The organism is Chitinophaga qingshengii (assembly GCF_014529935.1).
Lineage (GTDB): Bacteria > Bacteroidota > Bacteroidia > Chitinophagales > Chitinophagaceae > Chitinophaga > Chitinophaga qingshengii.
Genome location: NZ_JACVFC010000002.1, coordinates 862,526 through 884,040, shown reverse-complemented (window position 1 = coordinate 884,040; position 21,515 = coordinate 862,526). Strand labels below are relative to the sequence as shown.

Sequence of the window (21,515 nt, the reverse complement as noted above, 5' to 3'; positions counted from 1 at the left end):
ACCTGTTTACATGAAAAAGGTAAGTTTACTTTTACTTGCAGGAATTGTGTTCATGTCTTGTCACGAAAAGAAAAAAAATATGAATAATCAGGAGAACCTCCAGCCACCCGTTGCGGAAAAGATACCGAAGGAACTGACGATGCACGGGGACACGAGAATTGACAACTACTATTGGATGAATGACCGGGAAGACCCCAAAGTACTGTCCTGGCTCAAAGCGGAAAATGCTTACCTCGATACTGTGATGGCGCCCGAAAAGGAATTGCGCACTAAACTGTTTGAAGAGATGAAAGGCCGTATCAAGGAAACAGATATGACCGTACCTTATCTGAAAAACGGTTACTACTACTATGTCCGGTATGAAAAAGGAAAAGAATATCCCATCTACTGCCGCAAGAAAGGAAGCCTGGAAGCAGAGGAGGAAGTGATCCTTAACGTCAATGAACTGGCCGCCGGCCACGCTTATTGCCAGGTAGCCGGACTAAGCGTTAGTCCCGATACCAAACTGCTGGCGTATGGTATTGATACGGTTAGCCGTCGCCGTTATACCATCCATATCAAAAACCTGGAAACAGGTGCACTGTTGCCGGATGTAGTGATGGAAACTACGGGCAGCTCCTGCTGGGCCAACGATAACAAAACCATCTTCTACAGCCGTAAAGATACCGTTACCCTGCGGGCCGACCGTATCATGCGATACACCCTGGGCAGTAGCGCAGAGAAGGAAGTATATCACGAGAAAGATGAAACCTTCAGCCTCAACGTACAAAAAACCAAATCCGGTAAATATATCGTTATCCACAGCGGCAGCACCCTTTCTTCCGAAAGCCGGATACTCGATGCCTCCAAACCGGATGGCGCTTTCACCGTTTTTCAGCCCCGTACCAAAGACATGTTGTACGATATCGATCATAAAAACGATAAGTTCTACATCGTCACTAACTGGAATGCGCTGAATTTCCGGCTGATGGAAACGCCCTTGAATCAAACCGGCCGTGATCACTGGAAAGAAGTGATCCCCCACCGCAGCGATGTGCTGCTGAGTGGCATCGAATTGTTCAAGGATTTTATGGTGCTGGAAGAAAGAAAGAACGGCCTTACCCAGATCCGTGTAGTGGACGATAAAACACATGCAGATAAATACCTTGCTTTCGCTGAACCGGCCTACGATGCCTATGTGGGCGCCAACCCCGAAATGGACAGCAAGGAATTGCGCTACCATTATACCTCTATGATCACGCCTAATTCCGTGTACGACTATAACATGGAAACCGGCAAACAGGAATTGAAACGGCAGCAGGAAGTATTGGGCGGCTATGACCCCAAAAACTACGCTACCGAACGGCTGATGGCGACTGCCACCGATGGTACCAAAATTCCGGTTTCCATCGTCTATAAAAAGGATTTTCATAAAAACGGCAAAGGCCCGTTATTGCTATATGGATACGGCTCTTACGGCCATAGCCTGGATGCTGCGTTTAGTTCCAATCGTATTAGCCTGCTGGACCGTGGTTTCGCCTTTGCCATTGCGCATATACGCGGTGGTCAGGAAATGGGCCGTCAGTGGTATGAAGATGGTAAGATGTTTAAAAAGAAAAACACTTTCACGGACTTCATCGACTGCGCCAGCTACCTGGTGAAGGAAAACTATACCAGCCCTGGTCAGTTGTACGCTATGGGCGGCAGTGCCGGCGGTTTGCTCATGGGCGCGGTGATCAACATGCGGCCGGATCTCTTCCATGGCGTGGTGGCGCAGGTGCCATTTGTAGATGTGGTGACGACCATGCTGGATGAAAGCATTCCGTTGACGACCGGTGAGTTCGATGAATGGGGAAATCCTAAAAACAAGGATTCCTACGACTACATGAAGTCCTATTCTCCGTATGATAACGTAGTGGCGAAAGCCTATCCCAACCTGCTCGTAACCACCGGTCTCCATGATTCGCAGGTACAGTACTGGGAACCTGCCAAATGGGTGGCCAAGTTACGGGAACTGAAAACAGACCACAACCTGCTGTTGTTGCATACGGATATGGAAACGGGCCATGGCGGCGCTTCCGGAAGGTTTGAGGCATTGAAGGAAGTGGCGTTGGAATATGCATTTTTGCTGAAACTCGCGAAGTAGTTTCTCGCAAAGGCGCAAAGCAGCAAAGAGTGCAAAGTTATTTGTTAAGTTTTTTTAAGAAAGCAAAGGAGCGAAGACCAACATTGATCTTCGCTCCTTTGCTTTCTTATTTTCGCTTTAATAATCTTTGCGCTCTTTGCTGCTTTGCGCCTTTGCGAGAACCCTATACGAGTATTTTCTCCGACTGCACCGCTTTCCCAAAGAAGATCTCTGCCATCACATCAAAAATACCCGGATCATCGGTGGTGAAAAACCGGCGCTGCGCCTGGCGGCTCAGGCGGGATTCCATTTCCGGATGCCTTTTCAGGTAGTCTTTGAGGCTATGGGCCACAATCTTGCCTTGTGAGAGCACGGTAATGCCTCCCGGAAGATATTGTTTGATTTTTTTCATCAGCAGGGGGTAGTGGGTACATCCCAGTACCAGTGTGTCTATGTTGGACGACTGGGAGAGGATTTTATCCAGGTACTCCTTCACGAAAAAATCGGCGCCGGCGCTTTCGTGCTCATTATTTTCCACCAGTGGTACCCACATGGGGCAGGCCAGCTGATAAGTCTGTACTTCCGGGAAAAACTTCTTGATTTCTATCGGGTACGACTCAGAGGCGATGGTTCCTTTGGTAGCCAGGATACCCACTTCGCCGGTTTGGGTGAGCGTGCCTACCATCTCGGTAGTAGGACGGATTACGCCCAACACCCGTTTGTCGGGAGCTATGCGGGGCAGGTCTTTCTGCTGGATGGTGCGCAATGCTTTGGCAGAGGCGGTGTTACAGGCCAGGATCACCAGCGGGCAGCCCATATCGAACAGTTGTTGTACACACTGCAGCGTATAGGCGTGTATGGTATCAAAGCCACGGTTACCGTAAGGTGCGCGGGCATTGTCTCCCAGGTAGATGTATTCATATTGCGGCAGTTCCGCGATGATTTCCTTGAGAACGGTGAGTCCGCCGTAGCCGGAATCAAAAACGCCGATAGGCCCCATGATGGTATGCTTTATTGATTAATGTCTTTGTCTTTCTGCATCAGGCCGGAACCGGTGAGATCGTATATCCGCTGGATTTCGTGTAATACGCCTTCAAAGTCGATTTCCAGATCTTTCAATAAGCCGTTTTTAACGTCATACACCCATCCGTGTACGGTAGGGTAGCCTTTAGCCAGGTAGGATTTCTGTACGGCGGCGGTCTTGATCACGTTGATGGCCTGTTCCTGGACGTTGAGTTCCACCAGGCGATTGTAACGGTCGTGCTCGTCGGTGATGGCGTTGAGCTCGTCCATATGCAGGCGGTATACATCGCGGATATTCCGCAGCCAGGGGTTGAGGATGCCGAGGTCTTTGGGTTGCATGGCCGCTTTCACCCCTCCGCAGTTGTAGTGGCCGCAGACAACGATGTGTTTAACTTCCAGGTGTACCACGGCGTAGTTGATAACCGCCATAACGTTGAGGTCGGTATTGGGCACTACGTTAGCGATGTTACGGTGCACAAATACTTCACCGGCACCCAGGCCCATGATTTCATTGGTAGGTACCCGGCTATCGCTGCAGCCAATATAAAGGTACTCCGGGGACTGAGTGTCAGCCATTTTTTCAAAAAACTCCGCGTCTGTGGCCAGTTTGGAGGATATCCACTGGCGGTTGTTTTCAAATACCTGTTTATAAGTTGTCATGCAGTGATATTTTTAGCGCTAAAGATACGTACAGAATGGTTATTGGAATGCAAACCCTTAAAAACCAATCGTTAAATATTGATTTTGATATAGATCTGTTAACTTGGAATCCAGTTATAGTATTCGTACCTTTGCAGCTTCAAAATTTACAAATAGCCAGCATGATCAGTGTTAAAAACGTAACGCTCTCTTTCGGTAAGAGAGTATTGTTTGACGAAGTAAACCTCAATTTCACGAAAGGGAACTGTTATGGTGTGATTGGGGCTAATGGAGCGGGTAAATCTACCTTCCTGAAAATATTGTCCGGCGAAATAGAGCCGAACAAAGGCACCGTGGAAATCACTCCCGGAGAGCGCATGAGCGTACTGAAACAGAACCACTTTGAGTTTGATGAGGTTACGGTACTGAATGCAGTATTGATGGGCAACCGGAAACTGTGGGAAATAGCCAATGAAAAGGATGCCATTTATGCCAAAGAAGATTTTTCTGAGGAAGATGGCATGCGTGCCGGTGAACTGGAAGCAGAATACGGCGAAATGGGCGGTTATACTGCAGAAAGTGATGCGGGCGTGCTGCTGGGAGACCTGGGCGTAAATGCAGACTTGCACGGCGTACTGATGAAAGACATCGCCGGTAGCCTGAAAGTGCGGGTACTGCTGGCACAGGCACTGTTCGGTAACCCCGATATCCTGCTGCTGGATGAGCCCACGAACGACCTGGACGTGGAAACCATCGGCTGGCTGGAAAACTTCCTGGCCGACTACGAAAATATCGTGATCGTGGTATCCCACGACCGTCACTTCCTCGATGCCGTATGTACGCATGTGGCCGACGTAGACCGCGCTAAAATTCAGATTTTCTCCGGTAACTATACTTTCTGGTACGAGTCTTCCCAATTGATGGCCCGCCAGATCGCGGATAAGAACAAAAAAATGGAAGATAAGCGGAAAGACCTCATGGACTTTATCGCCCGCTTTAGCGCCAACGCTTCCAAAAGTAAGCAGGCTACTTCCCGTAAGAAAGCCCTGGAAAAACTGGTGATTGAAGATATCCAGCCTTCTAACCGTAAATACCCGGGTATTATCTTCAAACAACAGCGTGAAGTAGGTAACCAGATCCTGAACGTGGAAAAACTGGAAAAATCGATCGACGGCCGTAAAATCTTTACAGACGTAACATTCTCCGTGAATAAAAACGATAAGATCGCTTTCCTGTCTAAAGACCACCTGGCGCTGACTACCTTCTTCCAGGTAATCAACAACGAACTGCCGGCCGATAGCGGTAAACTGGAATGGGGTACTACCGTTACCAGCGCTTATCTGCCCAACGATAACTCCGCTTATTTCACCGATGCCTCCCTGAACCTGATGGACTGGCTGCGTCAATACGTGCCTGCGCATGTAACAGACGTGGATGAACCCTTCCTGCGCGGATTCCTCGGTAAAATGCTCTTCGCCGGCGATGAAATCATGAAGAAAACATCCGTACTGAGCGGTGGTGAAAAAGTACGTTGTATGGTGAGCCGTATGATGCTGCAGGACCCTAACGTACTGGTACTGGACGAACCTACCAACCACCTGGACCTGGAGTCTATCCAGTCTTTCAACGAAAGCATGATCAACTACAAGGGTATTGTGCTGTTCACCACGCATGACCATACGTTCATGCAATCAGTAGCCAACCGTATCATTGAGCTGACGCCTAAAGGCATCATCGATCGTATGATGACCTTCGACGAATACCTGGCCGATGAGCGCGTAAAAGTACTGAGAGAAGAAATGTATGGTAACGCGGTATTAGCTTAATAAGTACAAATATTGCATAAAAGCGAAGACCTGAGCATTTGCTCAGGTCTTCGCTTTTTAAGTTGGAATAGTGGTTGGTAATGATCAAAGGTATTCTTCAATTACCTTCATCTTGTGTTTGTCTAAGGGCTTGGTAATATACGCCATTAGTTCAGGGGTATGCTGTACTTTCTGCATGTCTCGCACGTCCACGGAGGAGGAGCACATGATAATAGGAATATTGTTTTTGAGCGATGATTTGAGCCCCCGGTAAGCCTCTATGAAGTCCCATCCGTTCATCCGCTGCATATTCATATCCAGGATGATCAGGGAGGGCAGCGTGGGCTGTGGATTGTTGGTTAACTGTTCCAGCGCTTCTTCAGCACACAGGAAGGAAGTGATGACAAGGTTATCGTCCTGTTGTCCCAACATTTTTTTGATAATGAAATGAAAAATCTCATCATCATCTACAACGTACACTATTTTGTTCATGTCTTCCATGCTTAGTTTTAATTGGGCTGCTGAACTCATCCGGTCACAAATAGCATCGGCACACAAAAAAAGGGAGTGTTTCCTGTATCAGTGTTCCTGTTCGCATTCAATGACTACGAATTCCAGGGTATAACAAATACTGAAATCGCAGATCGTTTTCATGACATAAAACGGGTTAAAGCTGGTACATATATTCAGGTCACATCCTCGATTCAAAAGCATTGGTCCCGGTTCTCCACCATTTTGGGTGGCTTAGGCTATTTTGTAATTATAGTCGCAAAGAACGTTAATTTAATTTTATTTTTATATATAACTTTTTATCAATAACTAATCGTTAACAATTTGATGCCGTGAAAAAAATATCAATCATCCGCATTGCTGGCGGGTTTTGAGAGAAATCTATTCTTGATCCGCAATGGGGATGTTTGGAGGCATGTAACGGAATTGGGCGCTCATAAAAAAAGCAGGACAATATCACTTGTCCTGCTTTTTTATGTTGATATCTTATCGTACTAGAACAACCCACCTTTTTTGAGGGTAACTTTACCCTGACCGATTTTATAACCGTTGTGATAAATTTCAACGGTATAATCGCCTACTTTGTAATCGGAGTTTTGTTTCCAATCCATGCTTACGGATTGTTTCTGACCAGTTACATAAGCTACAGTCTTTTTGGTAGTGTACAGTTTCTCGGTACCATCTTCCAGGGTGAAGCGGCCGGAACCCAGTGCTTCTACCGCCAGCGGTGTGTTATCAGGCGCTGTGATGGCTACGAAAATTTCTTTGTCACCGGTAGGGGCGATCCTGTTGTCGTCCAGGTCGAAGCTCACGCGCATCATGTCAGCACGTTTGGCTTTGGAAGTTTCTACTTCTTTACCGTTATGTTTTATACGGAGCGGCAGCAACTGGATATTGGAAGCATGTAATACAGAACCCAGGTCTACTTTTTTATTCAGGCTGTCTTTTACTACGCCTACAGAATCCCTTTCTTTACGGGCCACATCTCTTTCACCTGCCAGTACAATTTTTTCACCTTCCAGACGCTCGATAGTCTGTTGGTAACCTTCAATGTTGGTTTTCAGCTGTTCAATCAGGCGACGGGCTTCTGCCAGCTGTGCCTGGGTAGCATTTTTGTTGCTGAGGATACTGGAAATACGGGCTTTCATGTCCTGAATTTCCTTATCCTTGGTTTTTACCAGACTATCCATGCGGGTATTCTGGGAAATCAGGTCGTCCAGACGGGCGTTAGCTGCGTTATACTCTTGTTGTAAGGCATCACGGGAAGAAGAAACAGAATCTAATTGAACGGTCTTTTGTGCAATTTGCTCACTGGATTTATTTTTGTCGTAGAGCATATAAATCCAGGTACCTGCCAGTGCCGCAATTAAAATACCGTAAATTAGACCATTGCGGCTGCGCGGTTTTTCTGGTCCGGGTGAACCCGGGGCAGGTGTGTTAAAAGTGTTCTCAGTCATAGTCGTTTGTTTTATGTTTAATTGTTATATGGTTAAAAATCATTATTCAAAATTAATACAATAATATCTTTATTTTATAAAACATATAAAAGTCTTCAAACGTGTTACCCAATATTGCATTAGATCAATTACTATTGTTGGACATAGAAACCACACCGGCCACCGCGGAACTGGATCAGTTGCCGGATGATTTGCAGCGGCTCTGGGGAGAGAAAATGGCAAAAACTGCGCCAGAATCAGAAAATGAAGCGGAACTATATGCGGACAGGGCTGGGATCTACGCCGAATTTGGAAAAATTATATGTATATCTGTCGGCTTCTTTAATTTGGAAAATGGCGCCTATTATTTGCGGATGAAATCGTTTTATGATGACGATGAATCAATTGTGCTAAACGGTTTTTTAGCATTAGTGGAAAAATTCCATGAGAAATATCCCCACTTCCAGTTTGCCGGCCATAACATAAAAGAATTTGATATTCCTTTTATTTGCCGCCGGTCTGTTATTCATCAGTTATCTTTGCCCAAACCTTTGCAACTGCATGGTTTCAAACCCTGGGAAATGCCCATGCTGGACACCCTCCATCTTTGGCGCTTCGGCGACCTGCGGCATTATACCTCCCTGAAACTACTCACCGCGGTACTGGGCATTGAAACGCCCAAAGACGATATCGACGGTAGCATGGTGGGAAAGGTTTACTGGCAAACACACGACCTGCAAAGAATCGTGGCTTATTGCCAGAAAGATGTCACCGCGGTAGCCCAACTGCTGCTCCGGTTTAAAAGACTGCCCCTGCTGCGGGAAGACCAGCTCGTCCTGGTAAAATAAGCAGGCAAAAACACAGATCAATGGAATATCAGGATATTATACGCGACTGGAAACAAAAGAAATACCGGCCCCTCTACTGGCTGGAAGGGGAGGAAGAGTTTTTTATCGATCAGGTGACCAACTTCGCCGAACACCACCTGCTCGATGAAGCGGAGAAAGGCTTTAACCTCACCGTATTATACGGGAAAGATACCGACTGGACGGCTGTTATCAATTCCTGCCGCCGCTATCCCATGTTTGCGGAAAAACAGGTGGTGGTGCTCAAGGAAGCCCAGGCCATGCGCGACCTGCTTAAACTGGAAGCCTATATCGATAATCCTATGCCTTCCACCGTGTTTGTGGTGGCGCATAAACAGGGTAAGATAGATGGCCGCAGTAAAATGGCCAAACTTATCAAGGAAAAAGGCGTACTGCTGTCTACCAAAAAAATGTACGACAACCAGCTGCCTGCCTGGGTGGAAGCCTTCGTCAGCGGCAGGGAACTGGCTATCACACAAAAAGCGGCTATCCTGTTGGTTGATCATATCGGCAACGATCTGTCCCGCATCGCCAATGAAATCGATAAACTGCTGGTCAACCTGCCTGCCGGCAAAAAAATAGATGAAGGGGATATCGAAAAATATGTAGGTATCAGCAAGGAATACAACGTATTTGAACTGCAAAACGCCCTCGGACAAAAAAATGCCGATAAGGTGTTCCGTATTATCTCCTACTTTGCGGCTAATCCCAAAGCGGCGCCTATCCAGATGACATTGCCCGCCCTGTATAACTTCTTTGCGAAGGTAAACCTCGTATTCGGGGTGAAAGGCGGCGAAAAGGAAATTGCAGCTACCCTGGGCGTACACCCGTTTTTTGTGAAAGATTATATGGCCGCTGCCCGTCAATATGGCCCGGAAGGCGCAGAGAAGGCCATCCTGCTGCTGCACCAGTATAACCTGCGGAGCATCGGTATCAATGATGCCGGCGTGGAAGATGGTGAACTGATGAAAGAACTGATGTATAAAATAATGCACTGATTAAATTCATCTGAGATGCATCCTGTATTACGTGTATTACTTGGTATTTTGGTACTGATAGGCGGGTTTTATGCACTGTACGCCAGTGTCACATTTATCTGGATGATGATAAAGCTCCACCCTGTCATAAAAAACGGCGGTTATACCACCACCTATGTACTGCAGTCGGGGGGAATGTTGCTGGGCGGATTGGCATTGAGCTGTTATTTCTTCTACAGGGCCTATAAATTACTGAAACCGCCGAAGAAAGAGAAGCCTATCGAATTCCTGGGGGAAGACCTGTAAGCTTTCATACCTATACTTAAAACTGACATTGTTATGCATCCTGTACTACGTGGCATTTTAGGCGTTTTATTACTGATAGTAGGATTTTTACTGGCAATATTCGACCTGGCTTATATCTGGCAAGCCATTGCAGACACCAATCATGTTATGCCGAAAGACACTACTACAAAGGTCATCGTATGGACCGTTCTGACGCTGGTAGGTTGCATCTTCCTCGCTATAACCTGGTTTTGTTTATACAAAGGATATAAACTCTGCCGCCCGCGGGTAGAGAAGAAAAAAGAAAAGATTGAATTTCTGGGAGAAGAATTTTAACGCTTCAGAATCTTCCTGGACTGCGCAGAATCCTTGTCCATCTGCACGATCAGGTCTTTAATATCGTCAAATTTCTGGTTGGCACGGATATATTCCACGAAGTAAATGGTCAGCTCCTGGCCGTATAAATCTTCATTAAAATCAAACAAATGGACTTCCAGGCGAAGGTCGGTGCCATTGAAGGTAGGGCGGAAGCCGATGCTCATCACGGCGGGTAACAGCTCGTCATGGCCGGGGGCTTTCACCCATACGGCATAAATACCTTCTGCCGGGATCAGTTTCCGTTCGTCGTTCAGGTGCAGGTTGGCGGTAGGGTAACCCAGCTGCCGGCCCATTTTATCGCCATGAACCACGGTGCCGCTCAGGAAATACGGGTACCCCAGTAACTCATTGGCCAGTAATACTTCGCCTTCCTGCAAACTTTTACGGATTTTGGTAGAGCTCACCGTCAGGTCGTTGACCACCTGCTGGGGAATCTCTAGCAGCCGGAAACCGTATTGTTGTTGTTCTGCTTCCAGCAGTTCCAGTCCGCCTTCGCGGTTGTGGCCAAAACGGTGGTCGTAGCCGATGATAATGGTATGTGGTTTGAAACGCGCTACCAGGAAATCTTCCAGGTATTCGCGGGCAGAAAGCTCGGAGAAGGCTTGGGTGAAAGGCACTACCACCAGGTGATCAATACCGGCCTGTTCCAGCAGGGCGATCTTTTCCGGTAAAGTGGTAAGCAGCCGGATATTATTGGGGCGGGGCGCCAGTACTTCCCGCGGATGCGGGTCAAAGGTGACGATCACGGTCTCTCCGTCACACTCCGCAGCAGCCTGCTCCAGTTGTTGTATAATGAAGCGGTGCCCTGCATGTACGCCATCAAAAGTGCCTATCGTGATAATTGCATTACGGATTTCCGGTAAATGCTTTAAGTCCCTGTGAACCTGCATATAATTCAATAACATCAAAAATGCCATGCAAATCTAACACATTCAGCGGGCATTCTGCAGGGAATCTGTTACTTTTGCAGCCAGATTGTTACTTTATTCTCATATTTATTCGATTTCCGGTGGATAATAATATTTACGCCAAACGTGGTGTTTCAGCTGGCAAGGAAGATGTGCACAATGCCATAAAAAATATTGATAAAGGCCTTTTTCCGAAGGCGTTCTGTAAAATAGTGCCGGATATCCTGGGCGGCGATGAAGCTTATTGCAACATCATGCATGCCGATGGCGCGGGTACCAAATCCTCCCTGGCCTATATGTACTGGAAGGAAACCGGTGATCTTAGCGTCTGGAAAGGAATTGCTCAGGATGCCATTATCATGAACATGGACGACCTGCTCTGCGTAGGCGCTACGGATAACATCCTGTTATCTTCTACTATCGGCCGTAATAAACAGCTGCTGCCCGGTGAAGTGATCGCGGCTATTATTAATGGCACCGAAGATATTCTCGCCGAACTGCGTAAACACGGTATCAGCATCTATTCTACCGGCGGTGAAACGGCCGATGTGGGCGACCTGGTACGTACCATCATCGTGGATTCTACCGTAACCGCCCGCATGAAACGCAGCGATGTGATCTCCAACGATCGTATCCAGGCCGGTGATGTGGTAGTGGGACTGGCTTCCTACGGACAAGCCACCTATGAAACGGAATATAACGGCGGTATGGGCAGCAACGGTCTTACCAGCGCCCGTCACGACGTGTTTAATAAAGCTATGGCAGCCAAATATCCGGAGAGCTTCGATCCGGGTATTCCGGCTGAACTGGTGTTCAGCGGCAAAAAAGCCCTGACAGACAAAATAGATATCCCTGGCTTCGGCGCCGTGGATGCCGGTAAACTGGTATTGTCACCTACCCGTACCTACGCGCCGGTAATCAAAAAAGTACTGGAGCAGTTCCGTCCGCAAATTCACGGTATGGTGCATTGCAGCGGCGGCGCTCAAACAAAGGTGCTGCACTTCATTGAAAACCTGCACGTGATCAAGGACAACCTGTTCCCGGTTCCGCCGCTGTTTACCCTGATACAGGAGCAGTCCGGCACGTCCTGGAAAGAAATGTACCAGGTGTTCAATATGGGGCACCGTATGGAGTTGTATGTGCCGGAAGCGATTGCGGCAGATATCATCAGCATTTCCAAAAGCTTCAACATCGATGCACAAATCATCGGAAGGGTAGAAGCAGCTGCACAAAAACAAGTGACTGTGAAAGCGCCGGCAGGCACTTTCATCTACCAATAACATCTTTCAAATAAAAGCAAAAGCGCCGGACAGTATTGCCCGGCGCTTTTGCTTTTATCAAACAGGAAATCATTGCATGGTAAAACGGATAGGCAGGTTGAACTGTACGTTTACTTTTCTGCCGTTTTGTACGCCTGCATTCCACTCAGGCATTTCCTTCACTACGCGAAGCGCTTCTTCTTCCAGACCATAACCCTTTTTGGAGCCTACGGTTCTGGCTTGTTGTATATGTCCTTCTTTATCTACCACAAACTGCACGAATATAGTGCCCGTAGCTTTGTGTTCCACAGCATCTTTGGGGTATCTGATGTTTTTGGACAGATATTTTGCCAGCTCTTCTTCACCACCGACAAAGGTGGGCGGGTGTTCCACGAAAGTGAATATCTCTTCGTTGGAAGAGTTGCCGGCAGGCGCAGGGGGTGGCGAAAACTGGACCTTGTTAGAGGTAGTTACCACCACCGGGTTCATTTCCTGTACCGTAAACCTGATGGGAAGGATGTAATCTACCGGCACCTTTTTCCCATTCGATTCTCCGGGTTTCCAACGGGGCATGATCTTTATTATGCGGATGGCTTCCTCTTCCAGGCCGCCTCCCAGCTGGTCGTTGATGGTGGAAATACCGGTAATACTGCCATCCGGTTCAACGACAAAGTGCACTTTCACCAGTCCGGAGATACCTTTTTCCTGAGCTGGCTTGGGATACAGGATATTTTTGGTCAGAAATCTGGCCAGTTCCTCCTGTCCACCGGGAAATGAAGGGTGGACTGTCAGATTAGAGGTATTGTCAACATACACTACCCTGGCGTCTTCCTGTTTGCGTTTGGAAGGAGTGGTGTCTGCAACAACCACCGGCGCTTCAGCGGCAACGGTGTTTCCGGAAGGGGCAGCAGGCAGGATGCCGGTGGGTACCAGCGCCCGAATGGCGGCGGGGCGCTGGTCAACCACAAAGGCTAATGAGCAGAATATGGTGGCTGCTAACGGCAGCACGAGTATCCTGCGTAAATAACTGAATCTGGGTTGGCGGAATTGCGTAAGCATAAGAATTCTTCGTTTTATAGGCGGATGGAAAAATTCATTGGTAATGGAAAACTGCGGGCTGTCAAAGGCGCTGCGGAGAATATTTTCGGCGTAACCGGCCACTTCGTCGCCGGCGGCTTTTTTGTCGGCGATAAACTCATGTACCAGTGCCAGCTCTCTTTTAATCAGGTGAAAGAAAGGGTTGATCCAGCAAAAGGCGGTGATTACTTCCAGTAACATCTTATCGAGACTGTGTTTTTCCTGCAGATGTACCAGCTCGTGTTTTAGTACCTGTTTGTTTTGGGGCGTGTCCAGGCTGGACTCCATATCCCAGAAGATATAGCGGAAGAAGGAAAACGGCGCTTTCACTTCCGGATTACGGGCAAAGCGGAAGGGTGGAATGTCCTGTACGTGGCTGTGGCGTATCAGTCTGCGGATACTGAAGATACCGGCCAGCAGCCGGTATATGGCGAATAACACGACTAATGCGTAGATAACGGTGATGGATATACGTAAATAGTCGGAAGGCTGTGCTGCCGGCGCTACTACGGTTTCCCGCAGCACCACGATCTTACTGGTATAGGCATATACGGCGGAAGGCGCGTCCTGGCCTCCGGGCAACGGTATCTTTAACAATGGAACGCCCAGCGATACCAGCGTGATGAGCACCAGGTAATAACGGTTCCATTGATGGAAACGGTTGTTGCGCAGGGCGAGGTGGTAATATCCATACAGCAGGGCGCTGCAGAGTACCACTTTCTCCAGGTAAATAAGCGGTGTCATGGGATGCATAATTCAGGTTGACGGAATAAAGTTTTGCAGTTACTTTTTTTCGTGGTCTTTTATTTTCTGCACCAGCTGTTCCAGGTCGTTCACGCTGAGTTCCTTTTCTTTCACAAAGAAAGACACCATATTACTGAAGGAACCGCCAAAGTAGCTCTTGGCCAGGTTGTTCAGCGTTTTGCGGCTATAGGCTTCTTTGGTGATCAGGGCAAAATACTGGTGTGATTTGCCAAATGCCTTAAAGTCCACAAAACCTTTCTCCATCAGGATTTTTACCAGGGTGGATACCGTGTTGTAGTGCGGCTTCGGTTCCGGGAGCGCTTCAATAATATCTTTCACAAAAGCTGGCCCGGTTTGCCAGAGCGCCTGCATGATCTGCTCTTCCGCTTTGGTTAGTTGTTTCATACGTTGAAATTGTTAAATCTAAAATACAACTAAGTTTTTAGTTTGACAACTATTTTTTTAGTTTAACGATAAAAGCCTTTTTTGTCAGGAAGATGTCCACACACACAACGAATTATTTTTTAATTGGTTATTTTTGTCGCCATAACGCAGTTTAGCATTAAACCGAACAAGTACATGACGTCCGAACAACCGATTATCCAATTAACGAATGCCAGTATTTACCAGGGGAATACATTGATATTATCTGATGTGAATATTACGGTGAACAAGGGGGAGTTTGTATATCTTATTGGTAAAACGGGAACGGGTAAGTCCAGCCTGCTGAAAACCCTGTACGGGGATCTGCCTTTAAAAGATGGTACCGGCCAGGTAGTAGGGTTTGATTTGAAGAAGATGGACTGGAAGAAGGTTCCATACCTGCGTCGTAATCTGGGCGTAGTGTTTCAGGACTTTCAGCTGTTGACCGACCGTAACGTGCACGACAACCTGAAATTTGCCTTGCGGGCTACCGGCTGGCAGGACCATAAGCAGATGGAAGATAAAATTGCGGACGTACTGGACAAGGTTGGGTTGAGCACCAAAGGGTTCAAAATGCCTTATGAATTGTCTGGCGGTGAGCAACAACGTATAGATATTGCCCGGGCAATGCTTAATTCTCCCCGGTTGATCCTGGCAGACGAGCCTACCGGTAACCTGGACCCGGAAACGTCTGATGGTATTATGCAGCTTTTATTCCGTATTTGCCGGGAGGGTACCGCTATTGTAATGGCTACCCATGATTATATCGTTTTGCAGAAGTTCCCTTCCCGTGTGTTGAAGACTGAAAACGGGCATGTAACAGATAACGCAGCGCTGAATTTCTCTGCCTAGTTGATTTGTATAATATTATAGATATAGATAAATCCGAATTTATTATAAATTCCGGCTTTATTGGTAATTCGTATTTTTTAAATTACCTTTGCACCGGAAAAATAGCGACAAAAAACATTATCATTACTTATTATTTTTAAAGATGTCTTACTTAACTGTTGAAAAGAAAGCCAATATTTTTAAGGAATTTGGCGGAAGCGAGAAAAATACAGGCTCTGTGGAAGCGCAAATTGCCCTGCTGACTGAGCGTATCAACAGCATTTCCGGTCACCTGAAACAAAATAAAAAAGATTTCTCCACTCATCGCGGTCTGATGAAAATGGTAGGTCAGAGAAAGCGTTTGCTTTCTTATCTGTCCAAAACCAACCTCACCGGCTATCGTGCCCTCATTGAGAAGTTAGGTATCAGGAAGTAACCATGACTTAATTATAGCGCTATTCCCAACTTTTATGTTGGGAATAGTTTTTTTGTATGTATACCTTTTGTTATCCTTGTGATTGTAAATGGATAACGTTATCTAATTAATCCTCACTTTTTTATGAATCTGACACCTATCTCAGTGAAATTCGATATAGGAGACGGTCGTATAGTGACCATCGAAACCGGTAAGTTGGCCCGCCAGGCTGACGGAGCGGTAACGGTGCGTCTGGGTAATGCAATTCTGCTGGCCACTGTGGTAGCGAATAAAGAACCGAAGCCCGGCCAGTCCTTCTTCCCGCTTACTGTTGACTACCAGGAAAAATTTGCATCTGCCGGCCGTATCCCCGGATCATTTTTCAAACGTGAAGGCAGACTCTCCGACTATGAAGTCCTGATCTCCCGCCTGATTGACCGTGCATTGCGCCCGCTGTTCCCCGATAACTATCTCTGCGAAGTTCAGGTACTGGTTTCCCTCATCTCTTCTGATCCTGAAGTAATGCCTGATGCCCTGGCCTGCCTGGCGGCATCTGCTGCGTTGGCCGTTTCTGACGTGCCCATCCAGGAAATCATCTCTGAAGTAAGAGTAGCCCGTATCGAAGGTAAATATGTAATCAACCCTAACCGTTCCGATCTGGCGAAAGCTGATATGGACTTCATCATCGGTGCTACTGAAAAGAACATCATGATGGTGGAAGGGGAGAGCAAGGAATGCCAGGAAGAAGACCTGATCGCTGCTATTGAAGCTGCACACGCTGCTATTAAAGTACAGGTGAAAGCGCAGGAAGAGCTGCGTGACCTGAAAGGCGTAAAAGGCAAACGTGAATACGCACAGCCTCACCAGAACGAAGAACTCAAAGCAAAAGTGATCGCTTTTGCAAAAGATAAAATCTATACGGTAGCTAAATCTGCTTCTGCCAAACACGACCGCAGCGATGCTTTCAAAAAAATCGCTGAGGAACTGAAAGAGCATCTGGGCGAATTACCGGAAGAAGATGCACCATTAGTAGGTGAATACTTCCACGACCTGGAAAAAGAAGTGATCCGCAACATGATCCTGGACGAATCGGTACGTCTCGACGGCCGTTCCCTGGACCAGGTGCGCCCGCTGGCGATGGAAACAGATCTGCTGCCTTCCCCGCACGGTTCCGCACTGTTTACCCGTGGTGAAACACAGTCCCTGACTACTGTTACCCTGGGTACTCCGGAAGATGAGCTGCTGATCGAAAGCGCTGCTACTTCCAACTACGTTAAATTCATCCTGCACTACAACTTCCCGCCATTCTCCACCGGTGAGGTGAAAATGATGCGCGGCCCCGGCCGTCGTGAAGTAGGGCACGGTAACCTGGCTATGCGCTCTCTGAAGCAAATGATGCCTGGTTCCGAATACCCTTACACAGTACGTGTAGTTTCTGATATCCTCGAGTCTAACGGTTCCTCTTCTATGGCGACCGTATGTGCCGGCTCCCTGGCACTGATGGACGCGGGTGTTCCCCTGCCGAAACACGTTTCCGGCGTAGCGATGGGCCTTATCTCCCGTGCTTCCGACGGCAAATGGGCAGTTCTGACCGATATCCTCGGCGATGAAGATCACCTGGGTGATATGGACTTTAAAGTAACCGGTACCCGCGATGGTATCGTTGGTATCCAGATGGATATCAAAGTTGACGGCCTCAGCATGGACGTGATGCGTTCTGCGCTGGAACAAGCTAAAAAAGGACGCCTGCACATCGTGGAAGCGATGTATGCCGCTGTTCCTGCTGCCCGTCCTGAACCAAAACCACACGCACCACGTATGGAGAAGATCATCATCGACCGCGAATTTATCGGCGCTGTGATCGGACCCGGTGGCAAAATCATACAGGAAATCCAACGCGAAACCGGTACTACCATCAATATCGAAGAAGTAGGCGAAACCGGCGAAGTGAGCATCTTCTCTGCACAGAAAGATGGCCTGGACAGAGCCGTTGCATGGGTAAAAGGCATCGTAGCCGTTCCGGAAGTAGGAGAGGTGTACGAGTCTGTCGTAAAATCCATCATGCCTTACGGTGCTTTCGTAGAGTTCATGCCTGGCAAACAAGGCCTGCTGCACATCTCCGAAGTGTCCTGGAAACGCCTGGAAACGATGGAAGGCGTACTTACAGAAGGCGAAAAAGTAAAAGTGAAACTCACCGGTACCGATCCTAAAACCGGTAAGTTCAAACTGAGCCGCAAAGTGCTGATGCCTAAACCGGAAGGTTATGTAGAAAGACCGGAAAGAGAAGAAGGTGATCGCCGTGATCGTGGCGACCGCGGTGATCGCGGCGACAGGCGCGATCGTGGTCCACGCGACGACAGACGCGGTGGTGGTGGCGACAGAGACAGACGTGACCGTGGAGGTGACCGCGACCGTGGCCCTCGTCCGGAACGTCAGGATCGTCCTGAAAAACCACAAGAGCCTACTTTCGATGAGGAATAGGCCCGGTTTATCCAACTACGGTATTTATAACTGAAATTAGATAAATGAAAAAGCAGCTACTGTCTAGTGGCTGCTTTTCTGTTTTCGGGAAAATGTAAATAGCTATCTCCGCGTCATCTGTTCTACACAGAAAGTGCTCTCCCGGAAAATCTCCTTACCGTTGTTCATCCGGAATACCCGGTAGTTGTTGTTGTTAATCGGTTCAAAGATCAGCTTATAGGCTGGTTGCACTACTTTGCTGCCCCGCTCTACTATTTTCAGATTGCCTGTAGCCAGCAGGTCCGGCAGTATCTCTTCCACATAAGGCATCAGGATGCCGCAATCTTCTGCCCATAGCAGGTTCATCCGGTCGGTACGCAGACTGATTTCCCGGTTGAGCGTATCTTCCAGGAAACAATAGGCTTTCAGGAAATGGTTGGCCATATCAACCGTACTCAGCTTCGCAAATTGAATATTACGGAATACTTTGTTGCTGTTTTTGTTGTTACGCAAAGTGGTATCCATGGTGATCATATAATCCATCAGGTGCTGACGGTCGAAAATCAGGACCGCATTATCTCCCTGGTACATGATAGAATCCCGGAAGGGTTCGGAGGGCGGCTGCACTTTGATCACTGTTTGTGCGCTGGCGGCCCATGAGCAGGCAATGCCTGCGAGCAGGAGCAGTAACGTTTTCATAGGTAATATCGGTTAGTGTTTATATGTCAAATATAATAATATTAATATAATTTGTTATAAATTAGCTGCCGGGTAAATATTTCCTTACTATTTATCCGGTCTGGCGGTTGTTTCGGGCAAATGATTATATTTGCCGCATATGTCACATATAGCTATTACGCTACAGGTCAGTGCAGAACAGGCTGATTTGTTGATTGCACAGTTGTCGGAGGCGAATTACGAGGGGTTTGAGGAGCAGACGGACCAACTGGTTGCCTATATTCCGGAAGCTGATTTCGATGAAGCATTATTACAGTCCATCTTGTTATCTTACGGTATTACCTATACGAAAGAAACGATTCAACAGACCAACTGGAACGCACTGTGGGAAAGCAATTTTGAGCCTGTAGTGGTAGACAGTTTTTGTGGCATCAGGGCTGCTTTTCATCCGCCGTTTACACCGGCGCCCACCTATGAGATTGTGATTACACCTAAAATGTCATTTGGTACAGGGCATCACGCTACTACCTCATCGATGATACGGTTGATGCAACACATTTCATTTGAAGGGAAGAAGGTATTTGACTTCGGTACAGGTACGGGCATCCTGGCTATCCTGGCCGATAAAATGGGGGCCGCGCAAACCGATGCGATTGATTATGATGAGTGGGCGGTGAATAACACGCTGGAGAATATTACAACCAACCATACCCGGCATACAACGGTATGGCAGGCAGACAACCTGGAGGCAGTAACCGGCACTTATGATATTGTTCTGGCCAACATCAATCTGAATGTATTACTGCGTTTTATGCATGATATGCGCCGTTTGCTGGTGCCGGAAGGCATTCTCCTGTTGAGCGGCATCATGCCATCCGATGAACAACAAATCCTGGCAGCAGCTATTCCGGCAGGCTTCACTCCGGTGGAAAAAATAGAGAAAGACAACTGGCTGGCACTGAAACTGAAGGCCTCGGGCAAGGAATAGTATAAAACTTTATATGAAAAGTGCTGATAATCCAACTTTTGTGTTACGAACTTTTCTAATGTTTGCTTAATTTTAACACAGAATTTGTTATCTTAGCAATCCTAACTTATAGTGATGACAGAAATTTTATTGCTTTTTTGTGCTTATCTGATCGGTTCTGTTCCGACAGCGGTATGGGTAAGTAAAGGCGTCTTCGGGATGGATATCAGGGAATATGGCAGCGGCAATGCCGGTGCTACCAACACATTCCGGGTACTGGGCCCCAAAGCAGGAACTTTTGTGATGGTGGTGGACATGTTGAAGGGCGTACTGGCTGTACGGTTAGCATATCTGGCTTCTTACTATCAAGATCCCGAACACCTGACACAGCTGGTCAATCTCCAGATTGGGCTGGGGCTGGCTGCGGTAGTAGGGCATATTTTCCCGATCTGGGCCAGTTTCCGTGGCGGTAAAGGTATCGCTACCCTGTTTGGCCTGGTGCTGGCTATTCAACCGGTAGTGGCGCTCTGCTGCGTAGGCGTATTCCTGATGATCCTGTTCCTCACCCGTTATGTATCTTTAAGCTCTATCATCGCCAGCATTGCATTTCCGGTCCTGATCCTGTATATCTTTAACGAACCCGAAATATATTATCGCATTTTCGCCATCGCTGTAGCGTTGATGGTAGTGTTAACACATCAGAAAAACATTACCCGTCTGTTGAAAGGAAACGAAAGCAAAGTGCCTTTGTTCAGGAACAGAAAAGAAAAACATTAATTCAACTTTTTCGGATATAGACATCAAAGCATAAAGTAGAAAGCCGGGCCAACATGAAGTGTGCACGCTTTTTGCTTTATGCTTTTCTGCATTATAAATTTGATTCACCCATGAAAAAGATCGCACTTATCTTTACTGCCGGCATCGGACTGTTAGCAGCGTGTACACGCGTGCCTATTACAGGCCGTAGCCAGTTAAACCTACTCCCCGAAAGCACCATGCAGTCCATGGCACTCCAGGAATACCAGTCCTTTCTCTCCTCCAACAAAGTAGTGTCGCAAAGCACCAACAGGGATGCGGAGATGGTAAAAAGGGTAGGTCAACGTATTGCCGCCGCCGTTACTGCCTACATGAATCAGAACGGTATGAGCAACCAGATCGCCGACTACAAATGGGAATTTAACCTGGTAGATAGTAAAGAAGTGAATGCCTGGTGTATGCCGGGAGGTAAAGTGGTGGTATATACCGGACTGTTGCCTGTTACCCAGAATGAAACAGCACTGGCCTGCGTAATGGGACACGAAATTGCCCACGCCATTGCCCGTCACGGTAACGAACGTATGAGCCAGGGTCTGGTAGCACAAGGTATCCAGGTAGCCGGCTCAGTAGCCCTGGGTAAAAACCCTACTGCGGTTAATCTTTTTAACCAGGCCTTCGGCGTAGGCGGTAACCTGGGCATCATGGCCTTCTCCCGTCAGAACGAACTGGAAGCCGATCACCTCGGTGTTATTTTTATGGCTATGGCCGGTTACAATCCACAGGAATCCATTCCTTTCTGGCAACGTATGGCCAGCATGAGTAACGGCCAGAAACCACCGGAATTCATGAGCACACACCCCAGCGACGCCAGACGCGTACAGCAACTGCAACAGCTGATGCCGGAAGCCATGAAATACTATAAGCCCAGATAATATTTACGGATTTTTTGATTTACGGATTTCGGGATTGATAAA

The 21,515-nt window shown here is 47.6% G+C and carries 21 protein-coding genes; 13 read left to right on the top strand and 8 right to left on the bottom strand.

Features of this window, described 5'->3' with window-relative positions:
• The first annotated feature begins 79 nt into the window (after positions 1-79).
• On the top strand, positions 80-2,125 hold the full coding sequence (locus tag ICL07_RS18880) for a S9 family peptidase (RefSeq protein WP_223151990.1): 2,046 nt from the start codon (positions 80-82) through the stop codon (positions 2,123-2,125).
• A gap of 163 nt (positions 2,126-2,288) precedes the next feature.
• Here the strand turns inward: ICL07_RS18880 and murI are convergent, their stop codons facing one another.
• Both murI and ICL07_RS18870 read right to left on the bottom strand, forming a co-directional pair.
• Entirely contained in the window at positions 2,289-3,104 is an 816-nt protein-coding gene (gene murI / locus ICL07_RS18875; RefSeq protein ID WP_188089573.1) for a glutamate racemase, read from the bottom strand.
• A gap of 11 nt (positions 3,105-3,115) precedes the next feature.
• Positions 3,116-3,787 (bottom strand): carbonic anhydrase, encoded by a 672-nt coding sequence (locus ICL07_RS18870; RefSeq protein WP_188089572.1) that lies wholly within the window; start codon positions 3,785-3,787, stop codon positions 3,116-3,118.
• Between the two features lie 161 nt (positions 3,788-3,948).
• Here ICL07_RS18870 and ICL07_RS18865 point away from each other — a divergent pair, with 161 nt between their 5' ends.
• On the top strand, positions 3,949-5,592 hold the full coding sequence (locus tag ICL07_RS18865; protein ID WP_188089571.1) for an ABC-F family ATP-binding cassette domain-containing protein: 1,644 nt from the start codon (positions 3,949-3,951) through the stop codon (positions 5,590-5,592).
• Between the two features lie 84 nt (positions 5,593-5,676).
• Here ICL07_RS18865 and ICL07_RS18860 read toward each other — a convergent pair whose 3' ends face one another.
• Positions 5,677-6,063: a response regulator gene (locus ICL07_RS18860; protein ID WP_188089570.1), complete on the bottom strand. Its 387-nt coding sequence runs from the start codon at positions 6,061-6,063 to the stop codon at positions 5,677-5,679.
• A gap of 512 nt (positions 6,064-6,575) precedes the next feature.
• A complete protein-coding gene (locus ICL07_RS18855) occupies positions 6,576-7,538 on the bottom strand; it encodes a hypothetical protein (RefSeq protein WP_188089569.1) in 963 nt (320 codons plus the stop codon).
• Positions 7,539-7,639: 101 nt separating this feature from the next.
• Here ICL07_RS18855 and ICL07_RS18850 point away from each other — a divergent pair, with 101 nt between their 5' ends.
• The 4 genes from ICL07_RS18850 to ICL07_RS18835 are packed head-to-tail and all read left to right on the top strand — an operon-like array spanning position 7,640 to position 9,981.
• Complete coding sequence (locus ICL07_RS18850; RefSeq protein ID WP_188089568.1) at positions 7,640-8,365, top strand: ribonuclease H-like domain-containing protein; 726 nt, start codon at positions 7,640-7,642, stop codon at positions 8,363-8,365.
• A 20-nt stretch (positions 8,366-8,385) separates the two neighbouring features.
• On the top strand, positions 8,386-9,381 hold the full coding sequence (holA, locus tag ICL07_RS18845) for a DNA polymerase III subunit delta (protein ID WP_188089567.1): 996 nt from the start codon (positions 8,386-8,388) through the stop codon (positions 9,379-9,381).
• Between the two features lie 15 nt (positions 9,382-9,396).
• Positions 9,397-9,666 carry a hypothetical protein gene (locus tag ICL07_RS18840; protein WP_188089566.1) on the top strand — a complete coding sequence of 90 codons (270 nt, stop codon included), beginning with the start codon at positions 9,397-9,399 and terminating at the stop codon, positions 9,664-9,666.
• A 33-nt stretch (positions 9,667-9,699) separates the two neighbouring features.
• Positions 9,700-9,981 (top strand): hypothetical protein, encoded by a 282-nt coding sequence (locus ICL07_RS18835; RefSeq protein ID WP_188089565.1) that lies wholly within the window; start codon positions 9,700-9,702, stop codon positions 9,979-9,981.
• On the opposite strand, the gene ICL07_RS18830 is transcribed toward ICL07_RS18835, so the two are convergent.
• On the bottom strand, positions 9,978-10,913 hold the full coding sequence (locus tag ICL07_RS18830) for a bifunctional riboflavin kinase/FAD synthetase (RefSeq protein ID WP_188089564.1): 936 nt from the start codon (positions 10,911-10,913) through the stop codon (positions 9,978-9,980). The two genes, ICL07_RS18835 and ICL07_RS18830, sit on opposite strands and share 4 nt — an antisense overlap.
• A 119-nt stretch (positions 10,914-11,032) precedes the next feature.
• On the opposite strand from ICL07_RS18830, the gene ICL07_RS32715 reads away from it, so the two are divergent.
• The gene (locus ICL07_RS32715) at positions 11,033-12,211 is read left to right on the top strand and encodes an AIR synthase related protein (protein ID WP_188089563.1); all 1,179 of its coding nucleotides are present in this window, start codon (positions 11,033-11,035) and stop codon (positions 12,209-12,211) included.
• A gap of 69 nt (positions 12,212-12,280) precedes the next feature.
• Here ICL07_RS32715 and ICL07_RS18820 read toward each other — a convergent pair whose 3' ends face one another.
• On the bottom strand, positions 12,281-14,011 hold the full coding sequence (locus ICL07_RS18820; protein WP_188089562.1) for a M56 family metallopeptidase: 1,731 nt from the start codon (positions 14,009-14,011) through the stop codon (positions 12,281-12,283).
• A gap of 39 nt (positions 14,012-14,050) precedes the next feature.
• Positions 14,051-14,416: a BlaI/MecI/CopY family transcriptional regulator gene (locus tag ICL07_RS18815; RefSeq protein ID WP_188089561.1), complete on the bottom strand. Its 366-nt coding sequence runs from the start codon at positions 14,414-14,416 to the stop codon at positions 14,051-14,053.
• Positions 14,417-14,590: 174 nt separating this feature from the next.
• Between ICL07_RS18815 and ICL07_RS18810 the strand changes: the two genes are divergently transcribed.
• The 3 genes from ICL07_RS18810 (at position 14,591) to ICL07_RS18800 (ending at position 18,161) form a co-directional block, all read left to right on the top strand.
• Complete coding sequence (locus tag ICL07_RS18810) at positions 14,591-15,286, top strand: cell division ATP-binding protein FtsE (RefSeq protein WP_188089560.1); 696 nt, start codon at positions 14,591-14,593, stop codon at positions 15,284-15,286.
• Between the two features lie 142 nt (positions 15,287-15,428).
• Positions 15,429-15,701, top strand: a complete 273-nt coding sequence (gene rpsO, locus ICL07_RS18805) for a 30S ribosomal protein S15 (protein ID WP_079470431.1) — start codon at positions 15,429-15,431, stop codon at positions 15,699-15,701.
• 123 nt (positions 15,702-15,824) lie between these two features.
• A complete protein-coding gene (locus tag ICL07_RS18800; protein WP_188089559.1) occupies positions 15,825-18,161 on the top strand; it encodes a polyribonucleotide nucleotidyltransferase in 2,337 nt (778 codons plus the stop codon).
• Between the two features lie 102 nt (positions 18,162-18,263).
• Here the strand turns inward: ICL07_RS18800 and ICL07_RS18795 are convergent, their stop codons facing one another.
• Positions 18,264-18,839 carry a hypothetical protein gene (locus ICL07_RS18795; protein ID WP_188089558.1) on the bottom strand — a complete coding sequence of 192 codons (576 nt, stop codon included), beginning with the start codon at positions 18,837-18,839 and terminating at the stop codon, positions 18,264-18,266.
• Positions 18,840-18,978: 139 nt separating this feature from the next.
• Here ICL07_RS18795 and prmA point away from each other — a divergent pair, with 139 nt between their 5' ends.
• The 3 genes from prmA to ICL07_RS18780 all read left to right on the top strand — a co-directional run bounded on the left by prmA (position 18,979) and on the right by ICL07_RS18780 (position 21,473).
• On the top strand, positions 18,979-19,806 hold the full coding sequence (prmA, locus tag ICL07_RS18790; protein ID WP_188089557.1) for a 50S ribosomal protein L11 methyltransferase: 828 nt from the start codon (positions 18,979-18,981) through the stop codon (positions 19,804-19,806).
• Positions 19,807-19,920: 114 nt separating this feature from the next.
• Positions 19,921-20,562 (top strand): glycerol-3-phosphate 1-O-acyltransferase PlsY, encoded by a 642-nt coding sequence (plsY, locus tag ICL07_RS18785; protein WP_188089556.1) that lies wholly within the window; start codon positions 19,921-19,923, stop codon positions 20,560-20,562.
• 110 nt (positions 20,563-20,672) lie between these two features.
• A complete protein-coding gene (locus ICL07_RS18780) occupies positions 20,673-21,473 on the top strand; it encodes a M48 family metallopeptidase (protein ID WP_188089555.1) in 801 nt (266 codons plus the stop codon).
• Positions 21,474-21,515: the final 42 nt, after the last annotated feature.